Genomic DNA, 16655 nt, shown 5'->3' with positions numbered 1-16655 from the left:
AAAGTAAAAATTGTGACTAATTCAAATCCTTCAGGAAGCTTGTACCATATTCCGGCAGTTTCACTCCGAAGTTCTCAGCTACTGTTGCTCCAACATCCGCAAACGTACTGCGCAGTTCAAGCTTTTTACCCTCGCTGAAGCGTGGAGAGTACACAAGCAGTGGCACATACTCACGTGTATGGTCCGTACCGCGGTAGGTTGGGTCATTACCATGGTCAGCTGTAATGAGCAGCAGATCATCGTCCGTCATTTTGCTGAAGATCTCAGGCAGACGAGCATCATATTCTTCAAGCGCCTGAGCGTAGCCTTGTGGATCACGACGGTGACCGAACAGAGCATCGAAGTCAACCAGGTTCAGGAAGCTAAGTCCATTGAACGCTTCATCCATCGTTTCGGACAGTTTGTCCATGCCATCCATGTTGGAGACGGTACGTACAGACTTGGTTACGCCTTCGCCATCATAGATATCTGCGATTTTACCCAAAGCGATCACATCAAATCCACCATCTTTAAGTTCATTCATCACGGTACGGCCAAAAGGTTTGAGCGCGTAATCATGACGGTTAGCTGTACGCTTGAAATTACCTACTTCGCCTACAAACGGACGGGCAATAATACGGCCCAGCATGTATGGATCGTCGAGAGTAATCTCGCGGCAGAACTCACAGATTTCATACAGTTCTTTCAGCGGAACAACATCCTCATGGGCTGCAATTTGCAGAACCGAATCTGCGGATGTGTATATAATCAGGGCTCCTGTTTTCACATGCTCTTCGCCCAATTCATCAATGATTTCCGTGCCGCTGGCTGGTTTGTTCCCGATCACCTTACGGCCTGTTTTTTCCTCAATGCGTTGAATCAACTCATCCGGGAACCCGTCTGCGAACACGCGGAATGGGGTATCAATGTATAGGCCCATCAGTTCCCAGTGACCCGTCATGGTGTCTTTCCCTCTGGATGCTTCCTGCATCTTGGTGTAAAAGGCTTTTGGTGCATCCGCTACAGGGACACCTTCAATTTCCTTAATATTGGACAGTCCAAGACTGGCCATATGCGGCATCTTCAATCCTCCGCGTTCACGTGCAATGTGACCAAAGGTGTCGACGTCGAAATCATCGAATTCCGCTGCATCCGGCGCTTCACCAATTCCCACTGAATCCATAACGATCAGATGTACTCTTTTGAATGTTGACATAACTTAAGCACTCCTTCCAATAATCCGGCTTTACAAGAACAGTCCGGCGATGATCGCAGACAGCACGCTGACAAGCGATGCACCGTAAAGCAGTTTCAGACCGAAGCGGGCCACCACGTTACCTTGTTTCTCATGAAGTCCCTTCACCGCACCGGCAATGATACCGATCGAGGAAAAGTTGGCGAACGATACGAGGAAGACGGATACGATTCCTGTTGTTCTGGCAGACAATGTAGTCTGTTTGGTCAGATCAAGCATGGCAACGAATTCGTTGGATACCATTTTGGTAGCCATAATACTTCCCGCTTGAATCGCTTCTTTCCACGGAACACCCATAATAAAGGCAAATGGTGCAAACACATAACCAAGCAGTTCCTGGAACGAAATGCCGAGCACTGCACTGAAGATCCCGTTAACAAGTGCGATCAAAGCAACAAAACCGATTAACATCGCTGCTACGACGATGGCAACTTTGAAACCATCCAAAATGTACTCGCCCAGCATTTCGAAGAAGGATTGTTTTTCCTCTTCCTGTACTTCCAATATATCTTCTTCCGCGGAAACCTCATAAGGATTCACGATGGAAGCAATGATAAAACCGCCAAACAGGTTCAGCACAAGTGCCGTAACCACATATTTCGGATCAATCATGGACATATAGGCACCGACAATCGACATCGATACCGTCGACATTGCCGAGGCACACAAGGTGTACAGCCGATGTTTTGGCAGCAACCCAATTTGTTTTTTCACAGAAATGAACACTTCAGATTGCCCCAATACAGCCGAAGCAACCGCGTTATATGATTCCAGTTTGCCCATTCCGTTGACTTTGCTTAATACCAGACCAATATATTTTATAACAAAAGGCAAGATTCGGATATACTGCAATATCCCAATGAGCGCTGAGATGACCACGATCGGCATCAGCACACTGAGGAAGAACGGCGCGCCCCCACTGTCTGCACCAACGGTAGTCAAGCCACCGAATACAAATGAGATACCGTCATTCGCATAACCAAGCAAACTTTCAAATACGGTCGCGAAACCGCCAATCAAAAATGTACCCACTTCTGTGTTCAACAATGCGTATCCCAATATAACTTGCAAAACAATCATAATGATTAGTGGACGATATCGGATCTTCTTCTTACCGTTGCTGACCAGATAGGCTAGTCCAAATACAACAAGTATACCAAGAAGGGCAATTAGGAATTTCATTCTATCTCTCCTTTGAAGGTAGTTAAGCCGGATGTTCATTCAGCTCAAAGGTTTCCCATATATGTGATGAATTAACCTTTCAGAAAACGGTTGAAGCGCTTACAATAAATTCGGTATTTGATGGTTCTGTTTTAATTAAAATATAGAAAATTGAATCAGCTTTAAAACTTGTTCTCCACATCCATCCAGCGATATGAAGAACAAGTTAAACCTTTTTAAAGCATCCAAGCATTCCATGGTGAGGAATTTAACGAGCTAAGTTACTCACGAATTAATAATTAGATGTAGATTGTTCGCCTTGCATGATTTTCACACCAGAACTGGCACCAATCCGAGTTGCTCCTGCAGCGATCATTTTTTGCATATCTTCCAGACTACGCACTCCGCCGGAAGCTTTAACACCCACATCCGGACCAACGGTACGACGCATCAAAGCGATATCTTCTGGCGTTGCCCCACCCGTAGAGAAACCTGTGGACGTTTTAACAAAATCAGCGCCAGCTTTTACAGCTGCCTGACATGCACGTACTTTCTCTTCATCCGTCAACAGACAAGTCTCAATAATGACTTTCACCAAAGCTTTACCCGCTGCTGCTTCAACCACTGCACGGATATCCTGTTCCACAACGTCATCTTTGCCGTCTTTCAACGCGCTAATGTTGATGACCATATCCACCTCAGTAGCACCTTTTGCGATGGCATCTTTGGTTTCGAACGCTTTGGTCTCGGAAGTGGAAGCTCCCAGAGGGAAACCAATCACGGTACAAATATCTACGCCAGTACCTTTAAGCTGTTCAGCAGCATAAGCAACCCAACCCGGGTTAACACATACAGAAGCAAATTGATATTGTTTCGCTTCTTCGGTCAATTTGGCCATTTCACTTTGTGTTGCATCTGCACGAAGCAAGGTATGATCTATCATTTTGGCTAATTGTGATGTAGTCAATTAAATCTCCCCTTATCTGAACTAGTTATTTTCTATATCCCTACCCTAACATGAACATATGTAAAAATCAATATGAACTTTTGTTCATTGTTGAATTCTTAACACATTCCATGGAAACTGCATTAAACAAAAGACTTCCCTCAGCGGGATGAAATTGTACAGTATAGCTTCTGTCTAAGAAAGCAAAACATCCGCCCATGTCGCGTGGCAGATGTTGTCATTCATTGAATTATAATCGAAGCAAAGCCTGAGCAGTGTATTGGTCTGTTACCAAAATGTTGGCGTAATGACCTTTGAGCGCAGCATGAATGGCTTCTATTTTACGCTTTCCCCCGGCCACGAGAATCGATTTTTCCTTGTTTCGCAGCTCGGCCAGATCAATTCCGACGGTTCTGTTGTTAATTTCTTCACTGATCAAACGGCCCTCGGCATCAAAAAAACGTGAACAAATGTCACCCGCACCTGAATGCATCAGCAATTGCTGTTCTTCTTCATTAAAGTAACCCAGTCTGAACAAAAGTGCATCTTCTTTCACTGTACCTACGGTAAACATGGCAATATTCGCCTGTCGGCCAAGCTCCACAATCCTGCCAATATGTCGGTCTGCTTCTACCATTTTTTTGACTTCAATGTTGTCGAAGATCACGGGCAAAGGCAAATATCGGGGAACCGTATGGAAAGCTTCCGCAAATAAATGAACAATTTCGGCCGCATACGTATTCACATGGGAATGGCTTACGCCTCCCTTAAGTTGAACCACTTCCACGCCTTTGACCTGCTTTGGACGAAGCTGACGGGCTACGGCGTTCATCGTTGTCCCCCAGGTTACGCCAATTATGTCCGCATCCTGCACCGTATCCTGTAAGTAATCTGCTGCTCTCTTACTAATATGTTTCAAAATTTCTTCATCACTCTTCAACGGGGCAAAACATACAAGCGCAGTATCCAAATTATACTTAGCCTTGAGCTCCCCGGCGATAATGTCGATATCCTCCAGCGGGTCCATAATTTCAATGCGAACGTAACCGCGATCTTTCGCATACTGAAGTAACCGAGATACTGTTGGACGTGACACGCCCAGCCTGACCGCAATATCCTGTTGGCTGTAATCCGACTGATAATACAATTTCGCTGCTTCAATGCTTAATCGTTGCTTCTCCAGATCCATTCCCATATGCGCTCATCTCACTCATTCCTATTATCGTTCGAATTCACCTTACACCAATGTATTATACATGATTGAGTACCAGGTCACTATCTAGGTATAAAACGTTATAAACGATGCATACTACATCGGTCGCTTATTAATGTCGGCCCTTTTTGGCAAAACAACATCATAGAGAGGAAGAACCACATGACTACATTATTGTTTATTACTGCCCATCCTCATGATCATGAAACTTCCTTCAGCATGGCTGCAGGAAGAGCGTTTGTGGATGCATATCGTGAAAGCTATCCCTCGGATGAGGTTATTCATCTGGATTTGTATCGCTCAGATATTCCTCATATTGATGCAGATGTGTTCAGTGGTTGGGGGAAACTTCAATCCGGCAGCGAATTGACTTCTGGAGAACAGACCAAGGTCCAACGATTGAATGAATTATCCGATCAATTTGCCTCTGCTGACAAATATGTTTTTGTAACACCGATGTGGAACTTCTCTTTTCCTCCCATTATGAAAGCTTATATCGACTCCATCTGCGTAGCTGGTAAAACGTTCCGTTATACGGAACAAGGCCCGGTTGGATTGCTTTCCAACAAAAAGGCATTGCATATTCAGGCCCGTGGCGGCATTTATTCTGAAGGACCTGCGGCCCAAATGGAATCCGGCCATCGTTATTTGAGCATTATTATGTCTTTCTTGGGTGTTCCAAAGCTTGAAGGCATATTTGTAGAAGGACATAACCAGTATAAGGAACGTGCAGATGAGATCAAACAGCAAGCCATTGAAGAGGCACGTACGCTAGCCAAACAGTTTTAATCTTCACATACACAAACACAAACACAAACACAGAAACAAACACAAAACCCGCATGCTAACCCATGGATGAATTCCACAGGGCGGCACGCGGGTCTTTATTTTTTTAAACGATAGAGCTTTATTGATGTCCAGCGCTGGCACGGCTCATGGTTTCAAGTTTGCGAGTAATGGCATTCCGGTCCACTTTCAGTCCCCAAATGGCTTCAATAATTTGTTCTTTCTCTTCGGGACCATCGGCATGCTTCAGTTGCATTAACAGATCATGCATCTGTTCGTTAATACCTTCAAATTGACTCCAAAGATCCTGTCTGACCTCGGTTGAATCCAGATGATGATTAGCATCCACTTCTTCTTTCAATGCTTGCAGAATGGCCTCTTTCCACTCCTCATCACCTAGCTGTTTCGCTATGTTCAGGAGATCCAGATAATCGTCAACAAGAAGTGAGTTCAATTCAGCATGTGTTTTCATCGTTTATTGCATCCCCTTTGCATCTATTTACCCAGTATTATACTCGGTATTTCGGGATATGCAATACTTGTCGAAAAAAGTTAGTTATTGTATTAGGGACTATTGGATGATTATGGGTCAAAATGAGTGCTTTTATTAACAAACTTTCTATTTATGTTTAGTTAAAAAGTAAGCTTGGTATGTTCTTGTACCCTTTCTATAAGCAACCGACACAAAATAAAGCCGATTACCACATACACACCAATCATGCCCACGATGCCAATCCAACCCAGATGGCTGTAAAGTAGTCCCCCTCCAGTTCCGCTGACACTTGATCCCACGTAGTAGAAAAACAAATACAAGGCATTGGCCTGGGATTTGTGCTGATTCGCTACGAGTCCAACCCAGCTGCTTGCGATGGAATGTCCGCCAAAGAAACCAAAGGCAAACAGCGCAAGTCCAATAATTTTGACCCACAGCTCAGGGTGAACAGTACAAACTGCTCCGGCCAGTATAATACCCAGCGCGATTCCAAGAACATTCGATCTGCCATACCGATCTGCAAGCCTGCCCATCCAGGTGCTGCTCAACGTCCCCATAAGGTACACGACAAAAAGGCTGCCAACAACTGACTGGCTTAGATGATAGGGTTCTCCTAACAATTCAAAGCCAATGTAGTTGAACAACGTCACGAAGCCCCCCATCAGAAGAAAGCCCAGTCCGTATAGGCAAAGTAGTCGTGGATTTCGGCACTGTGACCACAAAAGCGGAATGATCTTTTTGAATCCAGGAGTCGTTTTGACAAAATGGCGGGACGGCGGGATAACAAGCCAGAAGATAACGGCTGCACATAGGCCAAGAATACCGATAAAACCAATTGCAGCACGCCAACTGAACCAGTCTGTGATTACCCCGCTGATAAAACGTCCAGCCATACCTCCAATCGAATTTCCGCTGATATAGAGGCCCATGGCATACCCGAGACTCGCAGGCTCAATCTCTTCGGACAGATATGTCATGGCTGTCGCGGGCAGCCCGGCAAGTGCAACTCCCTGTAAAATGCGAAGCAGAAGCAGCTCTGTAAATCCCGGGCTAAACGCGCTGATCATAGCAATGAGAGATGAAACAATTAAAGCTGCTGTCATAATGAAGCGTCTTCCCAATGAATCGGACAAGGAACCGATGAACAACATCGTCAGTGCCATGGCAATCGTCGTCACTGAGAGGGTAAGACTGGAATGTGCAGGCGAGATCGCAAACGCCTCGCTAATCTCGGGCATTAGGGGCTGGAGGCTGTATAGTAACGCAAAAGTCACAAAACCTCCGGCAAACAGCGCAAGGCTAATGTTACGAAACGTCTTAGTTCCCTGCTGAATCATGATACTCCAACTTTCTCGGCAGGAAAGCTTCATGATCGGCTGCTGACTGATCGCTTGGCTGAAGCCTTCCATTAATCGTTATTTGATAAACAGTTTACGCTCCATATGGGTCAAAAACTCATAACCATCAGGAGTTACAACAACCGTATCCTCGATTTGGAAGCCACCAGCGCCGAGCTCATAATAGGGTACCTCCACACACAGTACCATGCCGGGCTCCAGTATGCGCTGGTCACCAGGAGAGAGGGTCATATCGTCGTACAGTTCCAAGCCGATGGCATGACCAACATGCTGACGACGGTAATGCGGAATTCCCTCACGCTGAACACGAGATACAGCCGCATGAAATACGTCGGAAGCTTTGACGCCAGGGCGCACAGTTTCAAGTGCCGTCTCCCATCCGCTTTTCACTGCATTAAAATGCTTTTTCATCCAGGGAGTTGGCTCTCCTGCCACAACGGTACGTCCTGTATCCCCCCAGTATCCTTCCAACTGCAAACACAGATCAAAGCGGATCTGATCCCCTGGCTCAATGGTATGAAAATAATTTTCGATGAGCGGCAGCGCACTGCGCGGACCCGCCCCTACCGCAGTCATTGCAGGTGTGCCCCCTGCTCTCATCACAGCCAGTCGGTAATGGTCGGCTAGCTGCTTCTCATGAACACCGGCTGCGATCAGATCAATCAGCTCTTGCTCAATCCGTTCATTCACCTGCGCAGCCTGTCGGAGCTGCTCGATCTCGAAAGGTGTCTTAACCAGGCGGATTTGGCGAAATAGCTTGTACGCGGGAACAACTGCTCCTTGAGACGCATCCTCCGTGATCCGCGCCAAAATTTCAGGAGCGATTCGCATCTCATCGACTCCAATCGGTTGATTCTCGATGTCGAGCTGTTTCAGCGCAGCCTTAAGCGCTTCTATAGGTCCAGGATAAATGGCTGTCGTTTGTAGCAAAGAGTAGAATAGATCAATATCATCAGTAGAAGGTTTACCTTCAATTGAACCTTCCACGAAGAAGTCGCTGTAAGCAAATATATCTACCCCCGTGATACCGAACTGGGCCACAACGCCCAAACGATTCGTCGGAATGACGATACATGGCCGTGCGGATCGGTCGGCAGGCAGAATGGCGTAAATCTGCATCGTCCAGTTGCTCGCGCGTAGCTGGGAGCCGATGACATAGTGAATATTTTCCGGAGTTGTTGCGATCAGGGCACTAAGCCCTTGGACTTTCATTCCGTCTTCCGCACGGTCCCGGTTTAGACCCGAGCCATGGGATAAATGATGTGAATGTATCATGATCCAGACCTCCTTTTGTTTTTCCTGCCCCCAAACAAACTCTCAAGTCCGGGTACTGAGCGCAGTACCAGCTTGATGATCATGAACAGGGCCAGTGCAAAAGCGATAAGTACGACAGACACAACAGCGATTGTCGGGTCCTGCCACTTCTCCATATACAGGAACAGTTGTATCGGCAGTGTGTAGCTGTCCTGACGAAGCAGCAGCAGTGCTGCCTCAACCTGATCAAAAGTGAAGACAAATGCGATTGATCCGGAAAGGAGCAGAGATAGTCTGAGCTGTGGCAATGTGATTGTAAAAAAGATGCGCAGCGGCCCTGCTCCAAGGTCTGCTGCCGCCTCCCGGTGTGCAGGCTGCAGATTGGCTAAGGCACTGCCCACAAGCGTTAGTACGAATGGAAGCACGATGACCGCTTCACCCAAAATAAGAGCGAACAATCCGCCTGCAATATGCATTTTGGAGAACAGAATCAGATACGCAATACCAAGCGTAATTTTCGGCATAACCATCGGGGAAACAAAAAATGCCCTTAAGATACCAGCACCCGGGAACGGGTAGTGCACGATAGCCAGCGCCGCAAGTGTTCCGGTAAACAGCGCCAGCAATACCGCTCCTGTAGAGGCGATCAGACTGTTCTTGAATGCAACGAGAAATTGAGTCTGCTCTCCAAGATTCGCATACCACTTCAAGGTAAGACCTTCCGGCGGGAATGTACTGGCCGATCCGGAACCTACCGATGTCAATAGGATCATAAGCAGTGGCAGTAGCAGATAAACCGCTACAGACGCTACAAATATATAGAGCAGCAGCTTGGTGAACCTGTTCGACTTAACCATAAGCCTGTCCTCCCTTCCGGGAACGACGGAACATCAGCATTTCCGCTCCTTTATTGACCAGGAGTGAAACGACGATGGAAGAAACGAGCAAGAACATACTTGCAACCGCAGCCATCGGCCAGTTGGTGTCCAGTGTTCGCTGGTAAATAAATACCGGAAGTGTCATGACTCTGCCTCCACCAATCAGTTGAGGCGTTGTAAAGGCCGTGAGGCATAGCGTGAATACAATCTGTACCCCGCTAGCAATACCTCTTGCTGATAAAGGTAAGGTAATCGTCAGGAATGTCCGCCAGCTTCCTGCTCCCAGATCCTGAGCAGCCGCTTTGAGTGAAGCGTCACTTTGCGATAATACATTCAGGATCGGAAAGACCATGAAAGGCAGAAAAATATGAACAAGTGCGACGACCACACCGGTCTCGTTATATATCATGCTGAAGCCTTCATCCGTGATTCCAAGCCGAATAAACAGCCAGTTCATGAAACCCTGTTTGGACAGCAGCAGCTGCCAGCCATACGATCGCACAACCGCGCTGACCAGCAGCGGAAGAAACGTAAGCAGCAGCAACAATTGCTTCATGCCTGGTTTCTTCAGGCCGGCAATACAATAAGCTAGCGGGTATGCAAGCAGCAGGCTCCACAGCGTAACCTTGAAGGCAATACGAAACGTGGTGCCTATCAGCTTCCAATAGTACGGATCGGACAGAAAAGCACGATAGGCATCCCACTCCCAGCCCCGAATGAGCTTGCCATTTTCATAGATATCGAAGCTGTACCTGCCAAAGATCAGCAGACCACCCAGATATACGATGCCCATCAGGGCTAGAGCAGGCAGCAGAAGCAGCAACTGGGTAATCCACTGGCGGTTTTTGGATGAATACAGATTCACGATCCGATCCGCAATCCGATTCATATGCCTTCCTCCTGTACCGAATCATGCAGCAAAGGTTCGGATAACAAGAGCGCGTCCTCCGGATCAAAGCCAATCCGGATTGGCTCCCCCGGGCTAAAACGTGAGGCTCCCCGCTGATGCAGTACACTGGCCTGAACCAGAAACCCCTCAGCAATCTGGATCGTATAACGAATGTTTGCCCCGCCATATACTGCTTCTATGACACGTCCATCCAGCTTGTTCAGGCAAGGGTTCGCCTCTTCTCCAAGTCGAATATATTCGTTGCGAATGGACAACGAGTGCCGGGCACCCGCTATGGCAACCGGGGTGTCCTCACTTGTCTTCACCAGCAGCGAATACCCGAAGCATTCAACCTGGATTCCATTTGCATCATGTCCAAGTACCGTTGTTGCCAAAAGATTGGTATCACCAATGAACTTGGCCACGAAGCTGTCTGCCGGTCTTTCATAGATTTCATCGGGCGTAGCATATTGCAGCAGCTTGCCAGCGCGCATGACACCGATTCGGTCTGACATGTTCATGGCTTCATTCTGATCATGCGTTACAAAGATGAACGTACCGCCGAATTCTCGTTGTATGCGTTTCAGTTCGCGCTGCATATCCAAACGCAGTTGCATGTCCAGTGCGGAAAGTGGCTCATCGAGCAGCAGAACTTCGGGTCGGTTGATTAATGCGCGAGCAATTGCTACACGTTGAGCCTGCCCCCCGGACAACTGGGAAACAGCCCGTCTGCCATAATCTCCGAGCTGTACCAGCTCTAACATTTCGTGTACCTGCCTCCTGATATCGGCTTTCGGTAACTTCTTCACCTTTAGCCCATAGGCGATATTGTTGAAAACGTCCATATGTGGGAATAGCGCAAGCTGCTGAAAAATCATGTTGCTGTTACGACCATAGGCCGGGATGCCGGTTACATCCCGACCTCCCAACATAATGCTCCCCTGATCCGGCTGTTCAAGTCCGCCAAGCATTCGCAGCAGTGTTGTTTTGCCGCAGCCACTCGGACCTAACAGGGAAACGAATTCTCCCTTCTTCACCTGCAATGAAACATGGTTAACGGCGGCTCGCTCTCCGTAGGTCTTTGTGACTTTTCTTGTTTCAATGGAAATGGGTTCTTGTCCGCTGCTCATCTCTGTTTCCCTCCCGTCCATAACGGGTTCGAAATAGAACCCGTTATTGTGGTTTGTCTAAAAACCATCATTTTATTGAAGTTTGGTTTTGACGAGTCGGTCCCAGAGTTCCTTCCAAGAAGAGCTGTTTTGAGCAAGAACATCCCAGTCAGGATTAATACCGTTACTCTGTGTTTCCACGGAGAAGGAAGGATCGCCCTTGTATTTGTCCGGAACGGCAGCAGTCGTGCTGGTTACCGGTGTACCTGTTGCTTCTGCGTATTGTGACAGCGCCTCTGCACTCAGCAGCTCGTTGATAAGTTCATTGGCTACACGTGTCTGCTCAGGTGTTGACCCCTTCACAACCTGAAGTGTGTACGGGAAGGTAATGGCCCCTTCGCTCGGATACGCTACAGCGAGTGGTGAACCACTATCAATCCATGTCTGTGCAACCTGTGCACTGAAAGGGGCAATCAGAGCATCCCCCGACTCCAGGAGAGCCTTTAACTGGTCATTGGATGTAACCAATGTGCCGATCTGGTCACTGTGATCTGCCCAGAACTGGAATGCTGGCTCAGGATTTTCATACGATGCGCCAATCTCCTGTCCTTTAACTGCAAGGAGTGGAGAGATATAGGAATAGAACATGTAGTCCCAGAGTGCCGTTTTCCCTTTGAATTCCTCGTTATCCCACAGATCGTTCCAGCTTGTTGGCGGTGTTTTTACAAGGTCTTTGTTATAGACGAGGGCGAAGCTCGAAACTCCCCACACGACACCCTTATTGTCAGGCTTGTGGAACTGCTCCGGGATGTCCTTGATATTGGTCACGATGCTTGTGTCCAGTGGCTCCCACATATCATCGTTCAAGCCTTTTGCGGTCGCATCTGCGTTGAAGTAGCCAAAGTTGACAACTGGATTGTTGGGATCAGCCTGCTTGCCAGCGACCATTTTCGGATACATGACTGCGTTGGATGATTCCTCAAAGGTAACTTCGACGTTTGGATGCTCTTTGACGTAATTTGCAACCACTTCTTTTGGAACGACATCCTGATTGGAGCCTGCCCAGATAAACATGGTCAGTTTAACCTTGTCTCCGCTTCCTCCGGAAGAGTCGGACCCTCCTGCTGTGTTGCTGGAGCTGCTTGTTCCACCGCAGGCAGAGAGAACCAGTGTACCGGCCAGTGTCAGTGAGGCGAGGCTGAGAAAGCGTTTCTTGTTTGATTTAAACATGTGAATTTCCCCCATCGATTAAGTTGGTTTTATGGATATGACAAAATTAAATCGTTTTACTTCGTACACCTGATCACTACAATCCTATTTTCTGACGCAACCCTTCCATAATGTCTGATATCTCATGTGGTGATACGGATACAGACGCTGTATGCTTCTCCTCCACTACTCCCATGGTCTGACGCTTCAGGTAGTCTCTGAGTGCAAGCGGAACATTCAGCAAAGCCTGATTCAGCGATACTTGCATCTCATCAGTCCATATGGACTCAAACTGTGTCCTTGTCCAGCCAAAATCGAATTCTTCATGCTGCCGTTCCCTCTTGGCTCGCAACTGTCTGGTCTCACTCTCGTTCAGGTTCCGCCCTTCTATGACCACACCATATAGTTCAAGAGCTTTTTCCGTTGATACCAGTCCTCTTCTTACATCCTCCAGCACCAGCAGTGGATCCCGATCAAATGGATCGCCGTATCCGCCACCGCCTTGTGACAGGAACGTCACTGTCTCTCCGGGTTGAAGCAGCAACTCATCAATTCTTCCCAGATGATGTTCACTTGCACGTCCAGCATTGAGAATTGCTTCCCCATGGGTACCTACACCTCCGCCAAGCCTGCCCCACGGATGAAACTCCATACGCTCCATATTTCTGGCCGTCATTACGGTATCTGGTGTGAGAATTTTGATGCACAGGTCGATTCCGCTTCCACCACGGAAGGTTCCCGCACCAGCGGAATCAGCACGAAGACCATAATGCTCTATGAGCACAGGCATCTCGGACTCTACTGTTTCCGCAGGAATGTTTCGAAGATGACCCACAGCAAAATCCATGCCATCAATCCCATCTTTCATTGGTCTTGCTCCTGAACCGCCGCATATCGGCTGGATCACACCGACCTTTTTCTTGCCATCTGACGCATCCGTCATCGCCATCATAACAATGCATGCCTGTCCGGCTCCTGCGGCGGGGACCTTACTGGCCTGGGCTTTTCCAAGAGCGCCTGTGATGACATCCATCAACCGAATAAAGGTCGCTGCTCGTGCCCCAACCGCTGCCATCGGCTCCGGGTTGAGAACTGAAGCTGGCGGTGCGTAATTTCGCACCATACGAATCATGCCCGAATTCCATGGAATCGTCGGATCGAGCGTACGGAAATAACGAATGAGTGCGGGAACCAGCATGTAATGCCCCTGCTGATTGTGGGTAGGAATATTGAACGAAGCTCTGACCTGAGGGTCGGTGCCGCTAAAGTCTAGATGAATGTCACTGCCTGCGATCGTCATTTTACAGCGCAATCGGATGGGATAACCGCCAGGACCTTTCTCCAGATAGTCCCAGAACTCATATGAACCGTCCGGAATCTCCTGTACGATGGCGCGGGCCTTCAACTCAGCGTATTCCAGCAATTGCTCGATGCCCTGCTGAATTCGCTCCACACCGTAACGGCCGATAAGCTCTTCTAGTCGTTGCTCCCCCCGATTCAAGGCTGCCATCAGCGCCTTGAGATCACCAAGGTTTTGCTCCGGAATGCGGCTATTGTCCAGAAACATGCGCAGTATCTGTTCATTAAGAACGCCCGCTTCATACAGCTTGACTGGAGCAATTCGAATGCCTTCCATATGAATATCGTAGGCGCTTGGAGATACGCTTCCCGGTACCTTACCACCTACATCGGATGAATGAACGAAGCACATGCCGTATGCGATGATTTCCCCTTTGTGAAAATAGGGCTTGATCAGATGAACATCCGGTAGATGTGTCACCATGCCTTTGGTGGAATAAGGATCATTACAAATGACCAGATCGCCTTCCTTCCAGTCTGTGATGCTGTTTATGGTCGCCGCTGCGGGGATACCAAGGGAAAGATTGTAACCCGTCTCCAATGGCGACCCAAACGTTTCCCCAGATGGTGACAAGAGGTAGGTTCCAAAATCGCCCGTTTCTTTAACAAAAGCGGTGAATCCGGTGCGTAACACGACATTGGCCATTTCCTCCACCGCAGCCTGAATCCGGTTGTTGAAAATTTCAAGAAAAACCTTGTCGCCAATCATTGCTCCACCTCCCCAATCACATTCCCGTAACCATCCCGGTATACCGTAAAGCCAGGCGGGATGAAAATGGTTGTATCATATTCCTCCACGATAATGGGCCCATGAATGGGCATACGCAGTGGTATCTGTCCCCTCTTTAGAACTTTTGCAGTTCGTTGTTCGTGGTCAAAAGTGATGATCCGTTCTTCTGCTTCACTCTCATCGAATGGCAACTCTACCGGAGTCGCTGTGCTTTGGGTGGGCAGAATGCCAACAATGGTCGCCCTCAGACTAACGAACATCACATCAGCTTCCGGCTGGCTGATGCCAAACACATTTTGGTAGTACATATGGAATTTGTTCCTTGCTTTTTCGGGATCGGCGATTTCTTCGGATGTGAGGGTAACCTCCAAATCAAAGGCCTGACCTTCATAACGCATGTCGGCGCTATATAAGCAATAGATATGTTCCAGTTTCACTCCGCCTCGGGCTTCCTCTTCAACCCAGCTGCGCCCTTGATCCTCCAGTCTTGTGTATAGATTCGCTAACTCGCCAGGCTCAAGCGTTTGACTGCTTTTGTGCAAGGTTTGAACGAAATCATTGCGAAGATTGGCAACTGTGCAGCCCATGGCACAAAGTGTTCCTGGAGATGGTGGGATCAGCACCCGGCGGATGCCCACTTCACGCGCCATGAGGAAAGCATGCATCGGCCCAGCTCCACCATAGGCGAGCAACGTAAAGTCACGGGGATCAACACCCTTGCGTGCCATGAGCGGAGAGAATTGGGCATACATATTGGCGGTGGCCACATCGAGAATGGCTTGTGCAGTTTGCGTGGGACTTAGTCCAAGCCGTTCGCCAAGATTACCCAGAGTACGTTCAGCAAGCTCGGGATAGAGACGCATCTGTCCGCCAAGGAATCGATCAGCCTGTAAAACGCCCAGTTGCAGATAGGCATCCGTCGTTGTCGGCTCTTCTCCCCCACGATGATAGGAGGCTGGACCCGGATTGGACCCAGCACTACGTGGTCCCACCTTGAGTACACCTACGGAATCAAGCCAGGCAATCGAGCCCCCACCGGCTCCAATCGCGGTTACATCCACAGCGGGAATGATGACCGGAAAATCCCCAACCCTATTCATTGTAGAATACGCAGGTTCTTTATCGATGAGGGCGACATCAACGCTTGTCCCGCCCATGTCGAATGTGATGACTTGATGAATGCCGGCCTGCTCGGCAATATGGGTGGCGGCGATTACGCCGGAAGCAGGTCCAGACAGGAGAGTACGTACAGGCTCTTTGGCCGCTCTGGCCGCAGTCATGATTCCACCATTGGACATCGTGGACAGCAAATTGGCTTTCAGGCCGTAAGCGCCAATTCCTTCTTGTAGACGCAGGAAATATGATCCCATTCGTTCCCCAACATATGCATTCATGGCCGTGGCGAGAGTCCGTTCGAATTCACGCTGCTGTGGCCAAATGGCGCTGCTTCTGCAAAGAAACAGGTGCGGATGACGTCCCCTGACTAACTCTTCCGCGAGCTGCTCATGAGCAGGATTGACATAAGCGTGCAAGAAACTGATCGCCAAGGCTGTAATCCCCTCTTCTACCAGCTCGTCTACCGCTTGAAGTAGTTGTTCCTGATTCAGTGGTTGAAGTATGCTTCCGCTCGCAAGCGCTCGTTCATCGATTTCCTTGATAAGATGTCTCGGAACAAGCGCATCGGTCTTGTCACCATACAGATTGGTTGTATCCTCGAGTCGAAGCCTCCGAATCTCAAGAATATCCCGGAAACCTTTGGTGACCAACAGACCTGTAACTGCGCCATTACGCTCAATTAGGGTGTTAACACCAAGCGTTGTTCCGTGCACAAACAGATCGATCTCATGAAGATCGACCCCGCTAGCTTTGAGCTGATCAAGTGCATTAAAAATCGCCTGTTCCGGAGCTGCTGTAATCGATGGCGTCTTCAGTGCGGCAATCACCCTGCCATGATTGTCCATAACCAGGGCATCCGTGAATGTGCCTCCGATATCTATACCTAATCGATAAATTGTTCTCACAAGCTCAACTCCTTT

General features: G+C 48.4%; 14 protein-coding genes. 1 reads left to right on the top strand and 13 read right to left on the bottom strand.

The annotated features are described in order from the left end of the window. Positions 1-16: 16 nt before the first annotated feature. From deoB to ACFVQB_RS06535, 4 genes are all read right to left on the bottom strand, one after another. A complete protein-coding gene (gene deoB, locus ACFVQB_RS06550) occupies positions 17-1195 on the bottom strand; it encodes a phosphopentomutase (RefSeq protein ID WP_379435790.1) in 1179 nt (392 codons plus the stop codon). A 30-nt stretch (positions 1196-1225) separates the two neighbouring features. Further along, positions 1226-2416, bottom strand: a complete 1191-nt coding sequence (locus ACFVQB_RS06545; protein ID WP_379435787.1) for a NupC/NupG family nucleoside CNT transporter — start codon at positions 2414-2416, stop codon at positions 1226-1228. 271 nt (positions 2417-2687) lie between these two features. After that, on the bottom strand, positions 2688-3338 hold the full coding sequence (deoC, locus tag ACFVQB_RS06540; RefSeq protein ID WP_379436375.1) for a deoxyribose-phosphate aldolase: 651 nt from the start codon (positions 3336-3338) through the stop codon (positions 2688-2690). A gap of 253 nt (positions 3339-3591) precedes the next feature. Beyond that, the gene (locus tag ACFVQB_RS06535; RefSeq protein ID WP_090996297.1) at positions 3592-4530 is read right to left on the bottom strand and encodes a DNA-binding transcriptional repressor DeoR; all 939 of its coding nucleotides are present in this window, start codon (positions 4528-4530) and stop codon (positions 3592-3594) included. Between the two features lie 186 nt (positions 4531-4716). On the opposite strand from ACFVQB_RS06535, the gene ACFVQB_RS06530 reads away from it, so the two are divergent. Next, positions 4717-5343, top strand: a complete 627-nt coding sequence (locus ACFVQB_RS06530) for an FMN-dependent NADH-azoreductase (protein WP_379435785.1) — start codon at positions 4717-4719, stop codon at positions 5341-5343. Positions 5344-5461: 118 nt separating this feature from the next. Here ACFVQB_RS06530 and ACFVQB_RS06525 read toward each other — a convergent pair whose 3' ends face one another. From ACFVQB_RS06525 to ACFVQB_RS06485, 9 genes are all read right to left on the bottom strand, one after another. Then, entirely contained in the window at positions 5462-5812 is a 351-nt protein-coding gene (locus ACFVQB_RS06525; protein WP_379435782.1) for a hypothetical protein, read from the bottom strand. A gap of 161 nt (positions 5813-5973) precedes the next feature. Beyond that, complete coding sequence (locus ACFVQB_RS06520; protein ID WP_379435779.1) at positions 5974-7170, bottom strand: MFS transporter; 1197 nt, start codon at positions 7168-7170, stop codon at positions 5974-5976. A gap of 78 nt (positions 7171-7248) precedes the next feature. Further along, on the bottom strand, positions 7249-8466 hold the full coding sequence (locus tag ACFVQB_RS06515) for a M24 family metallopeptidase (RefSeq protein WP_379435777.1): 1218 nt from the start codon (positions 8464-8466) through the stop codon (positions 7249-7251). Next, positions 8463-9302 (bottom strand): ABC transporter permease, encoded by an 840-nt coding sequence (locus ACFVQB_RS06510; protein WP_379435774.1) that lies wholly within the window; start codon positions 9300-9302, stop codon positions 8463-8465. Before ACFVQB_RS06510 ends, ACFVQB_RS06515 begins: the two co-directional genes overlap by 4 nt. Continuing rightward, positions 9295-10212: an ABC transporter permease gene (locus ACFVQB_RS06505; protein WP_379435771.1), complete on the bottom strand. Its 918-nt coding sequence runs from the start codon at positions 10210-10212 to the stop codon at positions 9295-9297. The genes ACFVQB_RS06510 and ACFVQB_RS06505 overlap by 8 nt, the downstream gene beginning before the upstream one ends. Next, positions 10209-11342, bottom strand: coding sequence for an ABC transporter ATP-binding protein (locus tag ACFVQB_RS06500; protein WP_379435768.1), 1134 nt, complete (start codon positions 11340-11342; stop codon positions 10209-10211). The genes ACFVQB_RS06505 and ACFVQB_RS06500 overlap by 4 nt, the downstream gene beginning before the upstream one ends. A gap of 72 nt (positions 11343-11414) precedes the next feature. Beyond that, on the bottom strand, positions 11415-12551 hold the full coding sequence (locus ACFVQB_RS06495; RefSeq protein ID WP_379435763.1) for an ABC transporter substrate-binding protein: 1137 nt from the start codon (positions 12549-12551) through the stop codon (positions 11415-11417). Positions 12552-12627: 76 nt separating this feature from the next. Next, positions 12628-14598, bottom strand: a complete 1971-nt coding sequence (locus ACFVQB_RS06490; RefSeq protein WP_379435760.1) for a hydantoinase B/oxoprolinase family protein — start codon at positions 14596-14598, stop codon at positions 12628-12630. Then, entirely contained in the window at positions 14595-16640 is a 2046-nt protein-coding gene (locus ACFVQB_RS06485) for a hydantoinase/oxoprolinase family protein (protein ID WP_379435757.1), read from the bottom strand. Before ACFVQB_RS06485 ends, ACFVQB_RS06490 begins: the two co-directional genes overlap by 4 nt. Positions 16641-16655: the final 15 nt, after the last annotated feature.

The sequence above is a fragment of the Paenibacillus sp. NPDC057886 genome (assembly GCF_042796655.1).
Classification (GTDB): Bacteria; Bacillota; Bacilli; order Paenibacillales; family Paenibacillaceae; genus Paenibacillus.
Note: the sequence above shows the minus strand (reverse complement) of the source record. Positions and strands in the feature narration are given on the sequence as shown.